The 15,795-nt window shown below is 67.8% G+C and carries 15 protein-coding genes; 5 read left to right on the forward strand and 10 right to left on the reverse strand.

Annotated features, from left to right (window positions below; genetic code table 11):
- Window positions 1-60 precede the first annotated feature (60 nt).
- From pgeF to lgt, 4 genes are all read right to left on the reverse strand, one after another.
- Window positions 61-825, reverse strand: a complete 765-nt coding sequence (pgeF, locus tag QN347_RS10875; RefSeq protein WP_322161999.1) for a peptidoglycan editing factor PgeF — start codon at window positions 823-825, stop codon at window positions 61-63.
- Window positions 822-1,331 (reverse strand): GNAT family N-acetyltransferase, encoded by a 510-nt coding sequence (locus QN347_RS10880; RefSeq protein ID WP_133191540.1) that lies wholly within the window; start codon window positions 1,329-1,331, stop codon window positions 822-824. Before QN347_RS10880 ends, pgeF begins: the two co-directional genes overlap by 4 nt.
- Window positions 1,328-2,413 (reverse strand): class I SAM-dependent methyltransferase, encoded by a 1,086-nt coding sequence (locus QN347_RS10885; RefSeq protein WP_416194483.1) that lies wholly within the window; start codon window positions 2,411-2,413, stop codon window positions 1,328-1,330. Before QN347_RS10885 ends, QN347_RS10880 begins: the two co-directional genes overlap by 4 nt.
- Window positions 2,414-2,520: 107 nt before the next feature.
- The gene (gene lgt / locus QN347_RS10890; protein WP_322162001.1) at window positions 2,521-3,423 is read right to left on the reverse strand and encodes a prolipoprotein diacylglyceryl transferase; all 903 of its coding nucleotides are present in this window, start codon (window positions 3,421-3,423) and stop codon (window positions 2,521-2,523) included.
- Between the two features lie 66 nt (window positions 3,424-3,489).
- Between lgt and QN347_RS10895 the strand changes: the two genes are divergently transcribed.
- Window positions 3,490-5,184 carry a class I adenylate-forming enzyme family protein gene (locus QN347_RS10895; protein ID WP_322162002.1) on the forward strand — a complete coding sequence of 565 codons (1,695 nt, stop codon included), beginning with the start codon at window positions 3,490-3,492 and terminating at the stop codon, window positions 5,182-5,184.
- A 24-nt stretch (window positions 5,185-5,208) separates the two neighbouring features.
- Here the strand turns inward: QN347_RS10895 and QN347_RS10900 are convergent, their stop codons facing one another.
- The 4 genes from QN347_RS10900 to QN347_RS10915 all read right to left on the reverse strand — a co-directional run bounded on the left by QN347_RS10900 (window position 5,209) and on the right by QN347_RS10915 (window position 10,072).
- Entirely contained in the window at window positions 5,209-8,304 is a 3,096-nt protein-coding gene (locus tag QN347_RS10900) for an efflux RND transporter permease subunit (RefSeq protein WP_416194484.1), read from the reverse strand.
- 132 nt (window positions 8,305-8,436) lie between these two features.
- On the reverse strand, window positions 8,437-9,081 hold the full coding sequence (locus QN347_RS10905; protein ID WP_206365600.1) for a heme exporter protein CcmB: 645 nt from the start codon (window positions 9,079-9,081) through the stop codon (window positions 8,437-8,439).
- The gene (gene ccmA / locus QN347_RS10910; RefSeq protein WP_322162004.1) at window positions 9,078-9,662 is read right to left on the reverse strand and encodes a heme ABC exporter ATP-binding protein CcmA; all 585 of its coding nucleotides are present in this window, start codon (window positions 9,660-9,662) and stop codon (window positions 9,078-9,080) included. Before ccmA ends, QN347_RS10905 begins: the two co-directional genes overlap by 4 nt.
- Window positions 9,659-10,072 (reverse strand): metallopeptidase family protein, encoded by a 414-nt coding sequence (locus QN347_RS10915; RefSeq protein ID WP_322162006.1) that lies wholly within the window; start codon window positions 10,070-10,072, stop codon window positions 9,659-9,661. Before QN347_RS10915 ends, ccmA begins: the two co-directional genes overlap by 4 nt.
- Before the next feature lie 50 nt (window positions 10,073-10,122).
- Between QN347_RS10915 and QN347_RS10920 the strand changes: the two genes are divergently transcribed.
- A complete protein-coding gene (locus tag QN347_RS10920; RefSeq protein ID WP_133191545.1) occupies window positions 10,123-10,416 on the forward strand; it encodes a 4a-hydroxytetrahydrobiopterin dehydratase in 294 nt (97 codons plus the stop codon).
- Here the strand turns inward: QN347_RS10920 and QN347_RS10925 are convergent, their stop codons facing one another.
- The gene (locus tag QN347_RS10925) at window positions 10,417-11,220 is read right to left on the reverse strand and encodes an SDR family oxidoreductase (protein ID WP_133191546.1); all 804 of its coding nucleotides are present in this window, start codon (window positions 11,218-11,220) and stop codon (window positions 10,417-10,419) included.
- A gap of 148 nt (window positions 11,221-11,368) precedes the next feature.
- Here QN347_RS10925 and QN347_RS10930 point away from each other — a divergent pair, with 148 nt between their 5' ends.
- Together QN347_RS10930 and QN347_RS10935 are read left to right on the forward strand one after the other, a co-directional pair.
- Complete coding sequence (locus tag QN347_RS10930) at window positions 11,369-12,148, forward strand: ATP-binding cassette domain-containing protein (protein WP_322162009.1); 780 nt, start codon at window positions 11,369-11,371, stop codon at window positions 12,146-12,148.
- Entirely contained in the window at window positions 12,145-13,677 is a 1,533-nt protein-coding gene (locus tag QN347_RS10935) for an ABC transporter permease/substrate-binding protein (protein ID WP_322162011.1), read from the forward strand. Before QN347_RS10930 ends, QN347_RS10935 begins: the two co-directional genes overlap by 4 nt.
- A gap of 39 nt (window positions 13,678-13,716) precedes the next feature.
- Here the strand turns inward: QN347_RS10935 and ubiG are convergent, their stop codons facing one another.
- The gene (gene ubiG / locus QN347_RS10940) at window positions 13,717-14,454 is read right to left on the reverse strand and encodes a bifunctional 2-polyprenyl-6-hydroxyphenol methylase/3-demethylubiquinol 3-O-methyltransferase UbiG (protein ID WP_322162012.1); all 738 of its coding nucleotides are present in this window, start codon (window positions 14,452-14,454) and stop codon (window positions 13,717-13,719) included.
- A gap of 62 nt (window positions 14,455-14,516) precedes the next feature.
- Between ubiG and QN347_RS10945 the strand changes: the two genes are divergently transcribed.
- On the forward strand, window positions 14,517-15,791 hold the full coding sequence (locus QN347_RS10945) for an aspartate kinase (RefSeq protein WP_189676295.1): 1,275 nt from the start codon (window positions 14,517-14,519) through the stop codon (window positions 15,789-15,791).
- The last annotated feature ends 4 nt before the right edge of the window (window positions 15,792-15,795 follow it).

Consider the following 15,795-nt stretch of genomic DNA (forward strand, 5'->3'; position numbering starts at 1 on the left):
AGATGTGTATAAGAGACAGCCCCCGACCCCTCCCTTCCAGGGAGGGGAGGAGAAGGACAATCAGAGCCCGATGATCGAGATCTGCCGCCCGTAATCGGGCTCGCCGCGATGCGTCGCGCGGCGGTAGCTGAAGAAGCGCGCTTCGTCAGCGTAGGTGTCGAGCCCGAGCATTGCGACGCGCATCACCCCCGCAGCAGCAAGGCGGTGCGCGACATAGGCTTCGAGATCGAACTGGAAATGCCCCGCACGACCCTCGGCGAAGAAGCGCTCGTTCGCCGGATCGTCGGCCTCGAACCGCTGCGCAAAGGCGGCATCGACTTCGTAGCTCGCGCGCGCGATGCACGGGCCGATCGCCGCCGCGATCCGCTCGCGCTTGGCGCCGAGCGCTTCCATCGCGAGGATCGTCGTGTCGGTCACCCCGCCGAGCGCGCCCTTCCACCCGGCATGCGCCGCGCCGACCACACCCGCCGCACGGTCGGCGAGCAGCACCGGCGCGCAATCGGCGGTGAGGATGCCGAGCGCGAGCCCCGGCCGGTCGGTCACCAGCGCATCGGCGCGCGGGCGCAGGGCTTCGTCGGAGCTCCCGCGCACCGTCACGCATTCGGCGGAGTGGATCTGGTAGAGCGTCACCAGCGTCGCACCCGGGACGACCGCCTCGGTCGCGCGCGCGCGGTTCTCGGCGACCGCGGCGGCATCGTCGTCGGAGCCGATCCCGACGTTCAGTCCGGCATGAACCCCGCCCGAGACGCCGCCGACGCGCCCGAGAAACCCGTGCGCGACCCCCGCGAGCGTCCGCGCGGTGATCACCTCGACGGGCGGGCTCACAGCACCAGCCGCATCAGATTGTCGTCATCGACCGTCTCGCCGACGCGGAAGGCGATCCGCCCGATATCCTCGAAGCCGTATTTCTCGTAGAAGCGATGCGCGCGGTGATTGTCGACATAAACGCTGAGGATCACCTCGCGCGCGCCGTGTTCGCGCGAGAAATCGAGCGCCCACGCCATAAGTTCCTGCGCGACGCCCTGGCCGTGCCAGCCCGAAAGCACGTAGAATTGATAGAGCTCGATCGCATCGGGGCGCCATTCGCCGGGGAAGGTGACGGGGCCCATCTTCACATAGCCGACGATCTCGTCATCGGCGAGCGCGAGGCGGATCGTGAAATCGGGATCGGACAGCTGCGATGGCAAGCCGTTCGGCCCGAACGCCTCGTCGAGGAACGCCGAGAGATCGGCGTCGCTGTAGAGCGTTCCGAAGGTCTCGGTGAACGAGCGCCGCGCCATGGCTGCGAGTGCCGGGCCGTCGATCGTGCGCGCGTCGCGATAGGTGATCATGCAAAACCTGCGGGGTTGGGCCAACCCGGTGCGGACACGGCGAGGACCTGGAAAAGGTTGCCCATTTCCCGTGTCAGCCGCGCTTTGTCGAGCGCGATTTGCTCGGCGCGGCCGGGTGCGGCCTTCGACAAAGCGGCAGCGCGGGCGTCGATGCCGAGCGCGGTGAGGAACGCGCCCTGGCCGATCGGCCCGGCGACCGCCGCGCGCTCGACCAGTGCGGCGGCGGCGAGCGTGCCGAAATCGACGTGCGCGGTGAGATCCTGCTCGCCGGGGTGTTCGTACGGGTTGGCGTATTGATGCCCGCGCACCGCCTGCAGCGTGTCGCCGAGCGCGGGGCCGTCATAGCCATAGTCGACCGCCAGCAGTGCGCCGCCCTGCGCGACGATCCGCTGCGCGAGGCTGCGCAGGATCGCGACGCTGGCGGGGGAGGTCTCGATCACCGATCCCGGCGTCGCGTCGCGCAGCGTCTCGGGGACGACTGCATCGGGGATTTGCTTGCCCGCGATCGGCAGGAACAGCGTGTCCTGGCAGGCGACGAGCCGCTCGAACCAGCCATCGGCGCGCTTGACCAATTGCCGGACGGGAAGCGCGTCGAAGAATTCGTTGGCGACGATCAGAAGTGGGAGGTCGCTCGGCAGCGTGTCGATCGAATCGTGCCAGGTCGCGCCGGGTGCGCGCGTCGCTTGCGCGGTGCGCAGCACGGGGCTGGTCTCGACGAAATGGACCGGCGGGGTGAAGCCGGCCTTGGCCATCGCGCGACACGCATCGGCGGCGAGCGTCCCGCGGCCGGGGCCGAGCTCGACCCATGCTACGTCGGGGCGGCCCGCGCGGTCCCACAGGTCGGCGCACCACAGGCCGATCAGCTCGCCGAACATCTGGCTGATTTCAGGGCTGGTGGTGAAATCGCCGCCCGCGCCGAGCGGATCGCGCGTCGCGTAATAATGCGCGTTGGCGGCAGCCATATACTGCGCAAGCGAGATCGGCCCGGCGAGCGTGATCGCGCGGGCGAGGCGGTCGGCGAGTTCTCCCCTCCCGCTTGCGGAAGGGGGCGGGGGAGGGGAGTCTGAATCGGGCGCAGTCATGTGATGCTCACTGCCCTCCCCCAGCCCCTCCCGCAAGCGGGAGGGGAGCAAGAAGGGCCCCTCCCGCTTGCGGGAGGGGAGCAAGAAGATGCGGGAGGGATTCCGCGTTACGCCACGCTCTGCCCGCCCGCGATCGGTTCGACGCGGTGGCGGCGGCCCTTGGCGGTGAGCACGAGATACAGCCCGCCACCGATCATCGGCAGCGTCAGCACCTGGCCCATGTGAATCGTCGTCGCGAAGAACGTCCCGCTGAACTGCGAATCGGGCTCGCGGAATAATTCGACGATGAAGCGGGCGAGGCCGTAGCCGAGCAGGAACAGCCCGACGAGCTTGCCCGGCTCATAGCGCGCCTTGGTCTTCCAGAAGGCGAACCACAGGATGAGGAACAAGGCGATCCCTTCGAGCGCGGCCTCGTACAGCTGGCTCGGATGCCGCGCGGGTTCGATCATGCCGGTCTGCACCGTGTCACGAAACACGATCGCCCACGGCACGTCGGCGGGCTTGCCCCACAATTCGCCGTTCACAAAATTGGCGATCCGCCCGAAAAACAGCCCGAACGGCACCACGCAGGCGAGATAATCGTGGATCCGCAGCCAATCGAGCTTTTGGCTCCGCGCGAACAGGATGATGCCGATCGACGTGCCGATCATCCCGCCATGGAACGACATGCCGCCATCCCACAGCTTGAACAGCCCGAGCGAGGTCAGCAGGTGCGGCGCGTAGAAGATCGCATAGCCGAGCCGCCCGCCGAGGATGATGCCGAGCGTCGCGTAGAACACCAGATCGTCGGCATGACGCCTGGCCATCGGGCTGCCGGGCTGCGCGATCAGCTTGAGCAGATACCACCAGCCGAGCAGGATTCCGCTGATATAGGCGAGCGAATACCATTTGATCTGGAAGAAATGCAGGTCGATCGCGACCGGATTGAGGTGCAGATCGGTAAAATGCAGGTGCGGATCGACGCCTGCCGTAGCGGCAGCGAGGATGGGGAGGGCGGCAGTCAGGAACAAGGCTTTTCCCCTGGAATTTGCGCCTCCATAATGGCGCCAGGCGATAAGACCAAGTGGAGAGCGCGAATGCCGAGCAAACTCGATCAACGGATGGATTCCGCGCTCGCGCAATTGACGGGCGCAGGCGGTCCGCTGGCGCTCGGCAGCGTGCACGTCGACGGGAACGATCTCCCGCTGATCACCGGCGTGCCGCAGACGCTGCCGCCCTATTTCGCGCATTACTGCAACGAGCATGCCGCCAAGACCTTCCTCGTCGCGGGCGACGAGCGACTGACCTTTGCCGAGGTCTATGCCGCGGCGGCGCGCGTCGCGGCGACGCTGGTCGGTGGCCACGGCGTTGCGCCGGGTGACCGGATCGGGATCGCGATGCGCAATTCGCCGTCGTGGATCGTGCTCTACATGGGCATCACGATGGCGGGCGGCGTGGCCACGCTGCTCAACGGCTGGTGGCAGTCCGAGGAACTCGCCGCGGCGATGGCCGATGTCGAATGCAGCCTCGTCTTCGCCGATCCGCCGCGTACCAAGCGGCTCGCCGCGATCGCCGATCTCGAGGTGGCGGTGGTGACGATCGAGGACAGCCAGCCGCTCGCCGTCGCGCTGGCCGCCTTGCTCGGCTCGAGCGACGTCGCGCTGCCGAGCGTCGCGCCGACCGATTCGGCGACGATCCTGTTCACCTCGGGCTCGACCGGCCAGTCGAAGGGCGCGATCAGCAACCACCGCGCGGTCACGCAGGCGGTCTACAATTATCTGGCGCAGGCGCTCGTCATGCTGTCGATCTCGACCGCCGACGGCGCCGCGCCGCCGACGCAGCATGCGACCTTGCTCAACGTGCCGCTGTTCCATGTGACGGCGGAGGTGCCGGTGTTCCTCCAGAGCTTCGCCATGGGGCGCAAGCTCGTGCTCATGCCGAAATGGGATGCCGAGGAAGCGATGCGGCTGATCCAGGCCGAGACGGTGACCTATTTCGTCGGCGTGCCGCTGATGAGCTTCGAGATCCTGACGCACCCGAAGCGCGCCGACTACGATCTGTCGAGCGTGTCCGATTTCGCGGCAGGCGGCGCGCCGCGCCCGATCGAGCATGTCCGCCGCATCTCCGAGGAGATGGGCGGGCCCAAGCCCCTGCTCGGCTACGGCCTGACCGAGACCAATGGCGCGGGCTGCGGCAATTTTCGCGACAATTACCTTGCCAAGCCCAATTCGACCGGCCGCGCCTCGCTCCCGCTGATCGATCTCGCGATCGTCGACGGCAACGGCAAGCCTGTCGCGCAAGGCGAGCGCGGCGAGGTCGCGATTCGCTCGGTGTGCAACTTCACCAAATATTACGGCCGCCCCGATGCGACCGCGGCGGCGTTCACCGCCGATCGCTATTTCCTGACCGGCGACATCGGCTATCTCGACGAGGACCGTTATCTCTTCATCGTCGACCGTAAGAAGGACATCATCATCCGCGGCGGCGAGAACATCTCGTGCCAGGAAGTCGAGGCGGCGATCTACGAGCATCCGGCGGTCGCGGAGGCAGCGGTGTTCGGCCTAGCCGACGAGCGTTTCGGCGAGGTGCCGGGCGCCGTTGTCCTGCTGCGCGACGGCGCGGCGCTGAGCACCGAGGATCTCTGCGCCTTCCTGTTCGAGCATATCGCGGCGTTCAAGGTGCCCGCGCGGATCTGGTTCGTCGATCAGGCACTGCCGCGGCTCGGTACCGAGAAGATCGACAAGGTCACGCTCCGCGCGACCTATCGCGCGCTCGCGGCGGCGGGGGGCTGAGCCTCGCCGCCGCCGCATCCGCGGCTATTGCAGGTGCGCGTGCTGGAATGTGGTCGATCGCACCGTCAGCGCGGTCTCCTCGGGCCGATAGGTCAGCAGTCGCCGGCCGAGCCGCGGGCCGATCCAGCGCTCGATCCCCATCGCCAGGCTGAAGCTCGCCGGCACGATCACCAACGTCAGCACGGTCGAGAGCAACAACCCGCCGATGACGGTGATCCCCATCGGCGCGCGCCACGATCCGTCGCCGCCGAGCGACAGCGCGGTCGGCACCATGCCGGCGACCATCGCCACCGTCGTCATCACGATCGGCTGCGCGCGCTTGTGCCCGGCATCGAGGATCGCGACGAACGGATCGACGCCCTTCGCCATTTCCTCGAGCGCGAAATCGATCAGCAGGATCGAGTTCTTGGCGACGATGCCGAGCAGCATCAGCAAGCCGATCAGCACCGGCATCGAGATCGGGTTGCCGGTCACCAGCAGCGCGAGCAATCCGCCGAGCGGCGCGAGCATCAACGAGCCGAGATTGACGAACGGCGCGAGGATGCGGCGGTAGAGCAGCACCAGCACCGCGAAAACCAGCAGGATGCCCGACACCACCGCCGCGATGAAATTGTTGATCATCTCGGTCTCGAACTTCTGCTGGCCGAGCGTCAGCTTGCCGACGCCGATCGGCAGGTTGCGCAGGATCGGCAGCGCGTTGATCTGCTCCATCGCGGTGCCGCTGACGACGCCCGGCGCGCGATCGGCGCCGATCGTGATCTGGCGCTGCTGCGCGACGCGCTCGATCTTGGTCGGCCCCGCGCCGAAGCTGATCGCGGCGAGCAGCCCGAGCGGGACCGAGCCGCCGCTCGCGGTCTGCACTGGCAGATTCTGGATCGTCGAGAGCCGCGTGCGCGCATTCTGGTCGAGCGCGACGCGGATCGGGACTTGCCGGTCGCTGAGCGAGAATTTCGCGCTGTTCTGGTCGATGTCGCCGAGCGTCGCGACGCGGATCGCGCTCGACAGCGCCGCGGTGGTGACGCCCATGCTCGCCGCGAGATCCATATGCGGCGTGATGACGATTTCGGGGCGCTGCAGGTCGCCGATGATGCGCGGCGCGGTGACCGTCGGGAGGCGGCCCATCTGGCCGACCAGCGTCACCGCGGTCCTGCGCAGCAAATCGGGGTCCGAGCCCGCCAGCGTGATCGACAAATCGCGCCCGCTGCTACCGCCATTGTTCGAGCGGAACGCGACGCGCGCATCGGCGATCTGCGCGAGCTGTGGGGCGAGCGCGCGTTCGAACGCGTTGCTCGATTGCGTCTTGCCGGGCTTGAAGATCGCGGTGACGCGCCCGCTGCCGACGTTTGCGCGCTGATAGGTCGTTTCGACATCGGGCTGGCGCTTCAGCAGCTGCGCGACTTGATCGACCACGGCTTGCGTCTGCGCGAGCGTCGAGCCGGGGACGAGTTCGATCGTGGCGGTCGAGGCATCGTTGTCCTGGTCGGGCTGGAAGGTCATCGGCAGCGCGCCCGCGCACACCACCGTCAGCGCGAGCGCCGCCATCCCGCCGACCACCGCCGACCAGCGGTGCATCAGCGTCCAGCGCAGCACCGCCATATAGAGGTCCATGATCCGCCCCTCGCCATGCGCATGGCTCCCGTGCGCCTTGAGGAAATAGGCTGCGATCATCGGCGTGATGAGACGCGCGACGGCGAGGCTCATCAGCACCGCGACGACGATCGTCAGGCCAAAGTTCTTGAAGAACTGGCCCGAAATCCCCGGCATCAGCCCGACGGGCAGGAACACCGCGACGATCGCCATCGTGGTGGCGAGCACCGCGAGGCCGATCTCGTCGGCGGCGTCGATCGCCGCCTGATAGGCGGATTTGCCCATCCGCATGTGGCGCACGATATTCTCGATCTCGACGATCGCGTCGTCGACCAGCACGCCCGCAACCAGGCTCAAAGCGAGCAGGCTGATGCCGTTGAGCGTGAAGCCCATCAAGTCCATCACCCAAAAGGTCGGGATCGCCGACAGCGGGATGGCGAGCGCCGAGATGACGGTCGAGCGCCAGTCGCGCAGGAAGACGAACACGACGATCACCGCGAGCACCGCACCCTCGATCATCGTGTCGATCGCCGAGTGATATTGCATCTCGGTATATTTGACCTGGTTGAAGATCAGCTTGAAATGCACCTTGGGAAAGCGCTTCTCGAGCGCGGCGAGCTTGGCCTCGGCGCCGTGGAACACCGACACGTCCGATCCGCCTTTGGCGCGCTGGAAATCGAAGCTCAGCACCGGTCGCCCGTCGAGCGCCGAGGCCGAGCGTTGCTCGGCATAGAGATCGCGCACGACGCCGAGATCGTCGAGCTTGACCGTCCGCCCGTTGCCAGCGCTGATCAGCGTGCGGCCGAGCTTGGACGCGGTGTGGGCGTTGCCGAGCACGCGGACCGCCTGTTCTGATCCCGCGATCTGCGCCCGCCCGCCCGCGGCGTTGAGGTTGATCTGGCGCAGTTGCAGATTGACGTCGCCCGCCGTGAGCCCCTGCGCCTGCAGCTTGAGCGGATCGAGGATCACGCGGATCTCGCGATTGACCCCGCCGTTGCGATCGACATTGGCCATGCCGGGGACCGACAGCAGCTCCTTCGCCACGGTATTGTCGATATACCAGCTGAGCTGTTCGATCGTCATGTCGGTGCCGATCGCGGCATAGCTCGCGAGATCGTTGCCGGTCGTGTCGGCGCGCGAAATCTGCGGCTCGAGGATTCCGTCGGGTAATGCGCTGCGCACTTGCTGCACCGCGCCGCGGACGTCCTCGACGGCGCGGTCGATCGGGGTGCCGATCGCGAGCTGGATGACGGTGGTCGACTGGCCCTCCGACACGGTCGAGTTGATCTGGTCGATCCCGGCGAGGCTGCGCACCGCGGCTTCGATCTTGAGCGTGACTTGGTTCTCGAGCTCGCTCGGCGCCGCGCCAGGCTGGCTGACCGAGACGATCACCACCGGGAAATCGATGTCGGGATTGTCGTTGACCTGCATCCGCGCGAAGCTGACCATGCCCGCGACGGTCAGCATCGCGAACAGCACCAGCGCCGGGATCGGGTTGCGGATCGACCAGGCCGAGATGTTGCGGAAGCTCACAGGTGGTACGACGTCATCGGGGTGAGTATGGCCGGCATTCCGTGCGATTAGGATTGCCTGCGCTATAGTGTACTATATCAGCAACACATAGCGAAATCTGCGGTGACCGTTGTCAGGTATTCAGCGCGCGAATCATTCCATGCTTCCGCGCATCGCCGCACCAGCGACAAACGGCGCACCCGCGAGCAGCACGAGGCTCACCGCGCCGAGCAGCTTGACGGCCTGCACGCCGCCTTCGATCGAGCCTGCGCCGAAGATCAGCAGCGGCACCGCGAGCGGGAGCATCACCAGCCCCGCGACTGCGCCCGCCCCGCGCAACCCCGTCACCAGCGCCGAAGTCGCCACCGCGAGCGCCGCGAGGCCGGGCGTGCCGATCAGCAACCCGAGCTCGACCGCCGCCAGCGTCTCCGCGGGCAAGCCGAGCAGTCCAGCGGCCAGCACCGTGGCGACCATCAAGGGCGGACCGAAACCGAGCCAGTGCGCCGCGATCTTCGCGGTGGCGACCGCCGCCATGCTGAACCCGCGCACCGACACTTGGTCGAGCACGCCGCTTTCGGCATCGGGGCCGATCAGTCGCTCGACCGGCATCAGCGCGGCTAGCAACGCCGCCGCCCAGATCACCCCGCCGCCGATCCGCGCGAGCAACGCGGTGTCGGGGCCGACCGCGAACGGAAAGAGGATCGTGACGAGCAGGAAGAAAGCGAGCGCATTGACGATCCCGCCGCTTGCCCAGGCGATCCGCACGTCGCGCGCGACGAGGGCGAGCAGGCCGCTCATCCGAGCACGACCGGCATCGCATCGGGCAGCGCGATCGGCAGATGCGTCGCCACCGCGACCGCACCACCAGCGGCGCGGTGCGTCGCGATCAGCGCTTCGAGCAGGCCGACGCTTGCGACGTCGAGGCCGTTGGCCGGCTCGTCGAGCAACCACAACGGCGCACCGCTCGCCACGACGCGCGCCAGCGCCGCGCGGCGCCGCTGCCCGGTCGAGAGGAGGCGCACCGGGACCGCGGCGATTGCGGCAAGCCCGACGGCTTCGAGCGCCTTTGCAACGCGTTCGGTCGCGCTGGCGGGGGCGGGGTCGAGCGTCGCCCAGAAGTGCAACGCCGCGCCGAGCGGTCGCGCCGGGTCGAGCGCGGCGGCTTCGGCCATCAGCGCGCGCTGCGGCGGGACGGTAACCTCGCCGTCGGCCGGCCGCAGCAAACCCGCCGCGATGCGGATCAGGCTCGACTTGCCGACCCCGTTCGGCCCCGACACCAGCACCGCGCCCCCCGGCGCGACGGCGAACGAGACGTGTTCGAACAGCATCCGTCCACCCCGGACGCAGGCCACGTCGCGAAAAGCAAAAAGCGGCGTCACGCAGCGCCCGCCGAATCCTCGAGCGCGTGCATGTCGTCGTCGGAGAGCCCGAAATGATGCCCGATCTCATGGATCGTGACGTGCGCGACGAGCGCGTGGAGATCGACCCCGGTCTCGATCCATTCGTCGAGGATCGCGCGGCGATAGAGATGGATCCGGTCGGGCAGGCCGCCGCTGTCCATCGACGATTTCTCGCCGACCGGACGCCCGTGATAGAGCCCGGTCAGGTCGAGCGGATGCGCGATGCCGAGCGCGTCGAGCGTCTCGTCATCGGCGAGATCCTCGACGATCAGCACGACATCGCCGAGATGCGCGCGAAATTCCGCGGGGAGCCCGGCAATCGTCGCGCGCGCGATCGCTTCGATCGTGGCGGCGTCGGGCGGGTTACGCGGTTGATCGGCGGGCGGCATTGGCTATGCCTTACGGCGAAGGCGCGCCGTGCGCCAGCAGGAGAGCAAGCGTGCACGTTGAACCGCTGAGCGAAGACGACCGGGCAGAGGCGCTCGATACGCTCGACGAATGGGACTATGACGAGGCGCGCGACGCGATCACGCGGCGCTTCACCTTCGCCGATTTCAGCGAGGCGTTCGCCTTCATGACGCGCGTCGCTTTGCTCGCGGAGAAGGCCGATCACCATCCCGAATGGTCGAACGTGTGGAACCGCGTCGATGTGCTGCTCACCACGCACGATGCCGGCGGATTGTCGCACAAGGACGTGGCGCTGGCCGAGGCGATCGACGCTTTACTTGGCTGATTATTGGGCTGAGCCGATCGTCCCGCGGCGCATCCGCTTGCGCAAGCTGCCCGGCATCCAGCGCGCGGCGAACGCCATCTTGTCGGCGGTCTTGCCGACATAGGTGTGGACCTTGTCGCCGTGGACCGCATCCCACGCCGCCTGCGCGACCTTGTCGACGTTGGTCAGCTCGAGACCGGCGTTGGTGACGACTTGCTTGATCGAGTAATTGCTGTTGCCCGCGGGCGTCGCGAGCAAAGGCGTGTCGATGAAGCTCGGGACGAGATCGCGCACCTTGATCCCGGCGCCATACCATTCGCCGTCGAGCGCCTCGGTCAGCGCGCGGACGCCGAACTTGGTGGCCGAATAGACCGGCAGGCCCGAGGAGCCGTAGATCGCCGACGCCGACGCGGTGTTGAGCAGGCACGATCCCGGCGTGCGCGCGAGATAGGGGTAGCCGATCTTGGCGCCGTTGAGCACGCCGACGAGGTTGATCGCGACGACGCGGTCGAGATCGTCGAAGCTCATCTCGGCGATCGGGCCGCCGGAGCCGATTCCGGCATTGTTGAACAAGACGTCGAGCCGGCCGCCCGTCGTCGCGGTGAAGGCGTCGAGGTGCGCGACCCACGCGTCGCGGTCGCGCACGTCCATCGTATAGGTCTCGACCATCCCGGCGGGCAGCATCGCGGCGGTGGCGGCGAGCCCGGCGGTGTTGACGTCGGCAAGACCCACACGCCAGCCGCGCGCCGCGAACAGCTTGGCGGTCGCCTGGCCGATCCCGGAACCGCCGCCAGTAATGAAGATCGCCTTTGTGGTGTCGGTCATGTTGCATCCTATCCGTCATGCCCGTTTCGTCCCGACATGCCCGGGCCGCTCAAGCGTTGGCGGCGAGTGTGCGATACGCGGGCGCTTGGGACAAGCCCGGGCGAACCAAGGTTTGACGCTCCCGCAAAGCTCCCGCACAAAGCGTGCGATGTCAGTCCAGTCCCCCGGCCCCGCCGTCGCCTTCGATGGTGTCACCAAAGCGTATGCTGGCGGGACGATCGCGGTCGACGGCGTGTCGGTCGAGATTGCGGGGGGGAGCTTCGTCGCGCTGGTCGGCAGCTCGGGATCGGGCAAATCGACCTTGCTCAAGATGATCAATCGCCTGATCGCACCGAGCGCGGGCGAGGTCCGCATCGGCGGCGTGGGCGTCGGTGACGAACCGCCGCACGTGCTGCGTCGGCGGATCGGCTATGTCTTCCAGAATATCGGGCTGTTTCCGCATATGACGGTGGGCGAAAACATCGCGATCGGTTTGCGGCTGGCTGGCGAGAAGATGCATGCCGAACGCGTCGCCGAATTGCTCGATCTGGTCGAACTGCCGCGCGAATTCGCGCTGCGCCGCCCCGATGCGCTGTCGGGCGGGCAGCGCCAGCGTGTCGGCGTCGCGCGCGCGCTGGCGACCGCGCCGGGGCTGCTGCTGCTCGACGAGCCGTTCGGCGCGCTCGATCCGGTGACACGCGACCAGTTGGGCGGTGCGATCCGGCACCTGCACGACCAACTCGGCCTGACGACGATCATGGTGACGCACGACATGGCTGAGGCGCTAATCCTCGCCGACCGCGTGCTGGTGATGGACAAGGGGCGGATCGTCGCCGATGCCACCCCCAAGGCGCTGCTCGCGGGCGAGGGCGGGCCCGTCGCTGCGGCGCTGGTCGCGGTGCCGCGCGAACAAGCGCGGAAGTTGCAGGCGCTGGAGCAAGGCGCATGAGCCCGTTCGTCGAAGCGCTCTCGCGCGTCCCGCCTTTGCTCGCGGCGCATTTGCTGCTGGCGGCGTCGGCGTTGCTGCTCGGGCTTGCGATCAGCCTGCCGCTGGCGATCTGGTCGGCGCGAAAGCCCGGCGTCGCGCGCGTGGCGCTGGGGTTTGCGAGCCTCGTCCAGACCGTGCCGAGTCTTGCCTTGCTCGCGCTTTTCTACCCGTTGCTGCTGTTCGTGTCGGGGCTGGTCGGTGGCGGGATCCCAGCGCTCGGTTTCCTGCCCTCGCTGCTCGCGCTGACGCTCTATGCGTTGCTGCCGATCCTGCGGAATGGCGTGACCGGGCTGCTCGGGCTCGACCCGGCGGTGATCGAGGCGGCTGACGGCGTCGGGATGACATCGTGGCAGAAGCTTCGGCTGGTCGAGGCGCCGCTCGTCGCGCCCGTGCTGATGGCGGGGATCCGCACCGCGGCGGTGTGGACGATCGGTGCTGCGACGCTGTCGACCACGGTCGGGCAGCCGAGCCTTGGCGACATGATCTTTGCCGGCCTCCAGACGCAGAACTGGGCGCTGGTGCTCGCGGGTTGCCTCAGCGCGGCGGCGCTCGCGCTCGCGGTCGATGCGCTGCTTGGGCTGATCGAGCGCGGCATCGCGCAGCGCAAGCGTGGCCGGGTGTGGGCGGCGAGCGGCGTGCTGCTCGTCGGCGTGCTGCTCGCGCTGACGCCGCTGTGGCCGCGCTCGGGCGATACGATCACGATCGGCGCGAAGAATTTCGGCGAGCAATATATCCTCGCGCGCGTCATCGGGCACCGGCTCGAGCGCGCGGGCTATCATGTGCAATATCGCGACGGACTCGGTTCGGCGGTGGTGTTCGGCGCGCTCAAGACCGACGCGATCGACGTCTATGTCGATTATGCCGGCACGATCTGGACCAACGAGATGAAGCGCCGCGACATCCCAGCACGGCCCGCGATGGTCGCGGCGATCGGCGATTGGGCGGCGAAGACGGCGCAGGTCCGGCTGCTCGGCGCGCTCGGGTTCGAGAACGCCTATGCCTTTGCGATGAAGGACGCGGCGGCCAGGGCGAAGGGCGTCGCGTCGCTCGATGATCTGGTGCGGGTCGCGCCGCAACTGACGCTCGGCGCCGATCTCGAATTTCTCGAGCGGCCCGAATGGGCGGCGGTGCAGCGCGCCTATCCGCTCAAGTTCGGCGCGTCGCACGCCTATAGCCCGACCTTCATGTACCAGGCGCTGGCGAGCGGGCAGGCCGATGTGATCTCGGCCTTCTCCTCCGACGGACGAATCGCGGCGCAGCATCTCACCGTGCTGAGCGACCCGCGCCATGCGATTCCGGGGTATGACGCGATCCTGATGGTCGCGCCCGGGCGGGCGAAGGATGCGAAATTCGTCGCGGCGTTGCAGCCGATGGTCGGACGAATCCCGGTCGAGGCGATGCGCGCGGCGAATTACCAGGTCGATCGCGATGCCGACAAGGCGACCCCCGATGCGGCGGCACGGTGGCTGGAGCGCAAGGTCGGATTGTAGCGCCGCATTGCTCCCCTCCCTGGAAGGGAGGGGAGGAAATTAGCGGGTGGCCGTCACGAAATAATCGAGCTTGGTGTCGTCGCTCAGCACGAAGCCCTTCGCCACCGAGAAGCCCAAGCCCCGTACATCGACAACCTTGAGCCCGGCTGCGACGACCAGCTCGGTCAACGCCTCGGGCGTCAGGAACTTGTCCCAATCATGCGTCCCGCGCGGGATCGTGCCGGTCCCTTCGGCAAAGGTGATCAGCGCCAACCGCGACAGCGCGGTGCGGTTCGGCGTCGACAGCACCAGCAGCCCGCCCGGCGCGAGCGCTCGCGCCAGCCCGGCAACGAACCCCGCCGGATCGGTGACATGCTCGATCACCTCGAGGCTGGTGACGAGATCGAACGTCTCGCCCGCCAGATCCTCGACGCTGCCGGTGCGATAGGCGATCGCCAGCCCCGATTGCACGGCGTGCGTCGCCGCCACCGCGACATTCTCCGCCGCCGCATCGAGCCCCGTCACCGCCGCCCCCAGCCGCGCGAGCGGTTCGCACAGCAGCCCTGCGCCGCACCCGACATCGAGCGCGCGCTTGCCGGCGAGCGGCGTGAACCCCGTGTCATCGCCGAGCCAGTGCGCGTCGATCCGTTCGCGCAGATAGCGCAGCCGCACCGGATTGAGCCGGTGGAGCATCGCCGACGAGCCTTTGGGATCCCACCATTCCGCCGCCATCGCGCCGAAATGTGCGGCCTCGGCCGGGTCGATAGTGGTTGCAGACGTTACGGTTGCGCTGTTCATGCCCGCTTTCTATCAGGACCGCCCGCATAGCCCAAGCCCCACCTCAAGGACTTCTGCCACTCATGGCCCGTATCGTGATGAAATTCGGCGGCACCTCGATGGCCGGGATCGAACGTATCCGCAGCGTCGCCGCGCGGGTGAAACGCGAAGTGGCGGCGGGCAATCAGGTCGCCGTCGTCGTCTCGGCGATGGCGGGCGAGACCGACCGGCTCGTGGGCTTCTGCCGCGAGGCGTCGTCGCTCTACGATCCCAAGGAATATGACGTCGTCGTCTCGGCGGGCGAGCAGATCACCAGTGGCTTGCTGGCGATCGCGCTGCAGGCGGCGGGCGTGCCCGCGCGCAGCTGGCTCGGCTGGCAGCTCGCCATCTCGACCTCGGACGCGCATGCCTCGGCGCGCATCCAGGACATCGACATGGCAGCGCTCGAGGCGAGCCTCGCCGCGGGTGAAGTCGCGGTGATCCCGGGTTTCCAGGGCGTCGACGAACATGGCCGCGTGACGACACTCGGCCGCGGCGGATCGGACACGTCGGCGGTCGCGATGGCGGCGGCGATGAAGGCCGACCGCTGCGACATCTACACCGACGTCGACGGCGTCTACACCACGGATCCTCGCATCGTGCCGCGTGCGCGCAAACTGAAGAAGGTGACGTACGAGGAAATGCTCGAGCTGGCCTCGGTCGGCGCGAAAGTGTTGCAGACCCGCTCGGTCGGCCTCGCGATGAAGGAAGGCGTGCGCGTTCAAGTGCTGTCGTCGTTCACCGGCGAGGACGCACCGATGGCGGATACATTGCCCGGCACGATGATCGTGGGCGAAGATGAGTTTTGGGAGGAGATCGACGATATGGAAAGCCAGCTCATCACCGGCATCGCGCACGACAAGAACGAAGCCAAGATCACGCTGGTCGCGGTGCCCGACAAGCCCGGCGCGGTCGCGGCGATCTTCGCGCCGCTCGCGCAGGCGAACATCAACGTCGACATGATCATCCAGAACATCGCGCATGCCGCGGGGTCGACCGACGTGACCTTCACCGTTCCCGCCGCCGATCTCGCGCGCTCGATCGAAGTGCTCAACCAGGGGCGCGAGGCGATCGGGTTCGCCGAGCTGGTCCACGACACGCGCGTCGCCAAGATCTCGGTGGTGGGCGTGGGCATGCGCAGCCATGCCGGCGTCGCCTCGACCATGTTCACCACGCTCGGCGAGCGCGGCATCAACATCCAGGCGATCTCGACCAGCGAGATCAAGGTCTCGGTGCTGATCGAGGAGGATTATACCGAGCTCGCGGTGCGCGTGCTGCACACCGCCTATGGCCTCGATGCGGAGGACGTCGCCGCCTGAACCG

Source organism: Sphingomonas sp. 10B4 (genome assembly GCF_035019905.1).
GTDB lineage: Bacteria > Pseudomonadota > Alphaproteobacteria > Sphingomonadales > Sphingomonadaceae > Sphingomonas > Sphingomonas glacialis.

Excerpts from the sequence above, each read along its gene's own strand:
- ubiG (WP_322162012.1), bottom strand. The coding sequence starts at position 14,454 with ATGAACAGCGCAACCGTAACGTCTGCAACCACTATCGACCCGGCCGAG.
- QN347_RS10925 (WP_133191546.1), bottom strand. The coding sequence starts at position 11,220 with ATGACCGACACCACAAAGGCGATCTTCATTACTGGCGGCGGTTCCGGG.
- QN347_RS10945 (WP_189676295.1), top strand. The coding sequence starts at position 14,517 with ATGGCCCGTATCGTGATGAAATTCGGCGGCACCTCGATGGCCGGGATC.
- QN347_RS10915 (WP_322162006.1), bottom strand. The coding sequence starts at position 10,072 with ATGCCGCCCGCCGATCAACCGCGTAACCCGCCCGACGCCGCCACGATC.
- QN347_RS10880 (WP_133191540.1), bottom strand. The coding sequence starts at position 1,331 with ATGATCACCTATCGCGACGCGCGCACGATCGACGGCCCGGCACTCGCA.
- QN347_RS10895 (WP_322162002.1), top strand. The coding sequence starts at position 3,490 with ATGCCGAGCAAACTCGATCAACGGATGGATTCCGCGCTCGCGCAATTG.
- QN347_RS10930 (WP_322162009.1), top strand. The coding sequence starts at position 11,369 with ATGTCAGTCCAGTCCCCCGGCCCCGCCGTCGCCTTCGATGGTGTCACC.
- QN347_RS10885 (WP_416194483.1), bottom strand. The coding sequence starts at position 2,413 with ATGACTGCGCCCGATTCAGACTCCCCTCCCCCGCCCCCTTCCGCAAGC.
- QN347_RS10935 (WP_322162011.1), top strand. The coding sequence starts at position 12,145 with ATGAGCCCGTTCGTCGAAGCGCTCTCGCGCGTCCCGCCTTTGCTCGCG.
- QN347_RS10905 (WP_206365600.1), bottom strand. The coding sequence starts at position 9,081 with ATGAGCGGCCTGCTCGCCCTCGTCGCGCGCGACGTGCGGATCGCCTGG.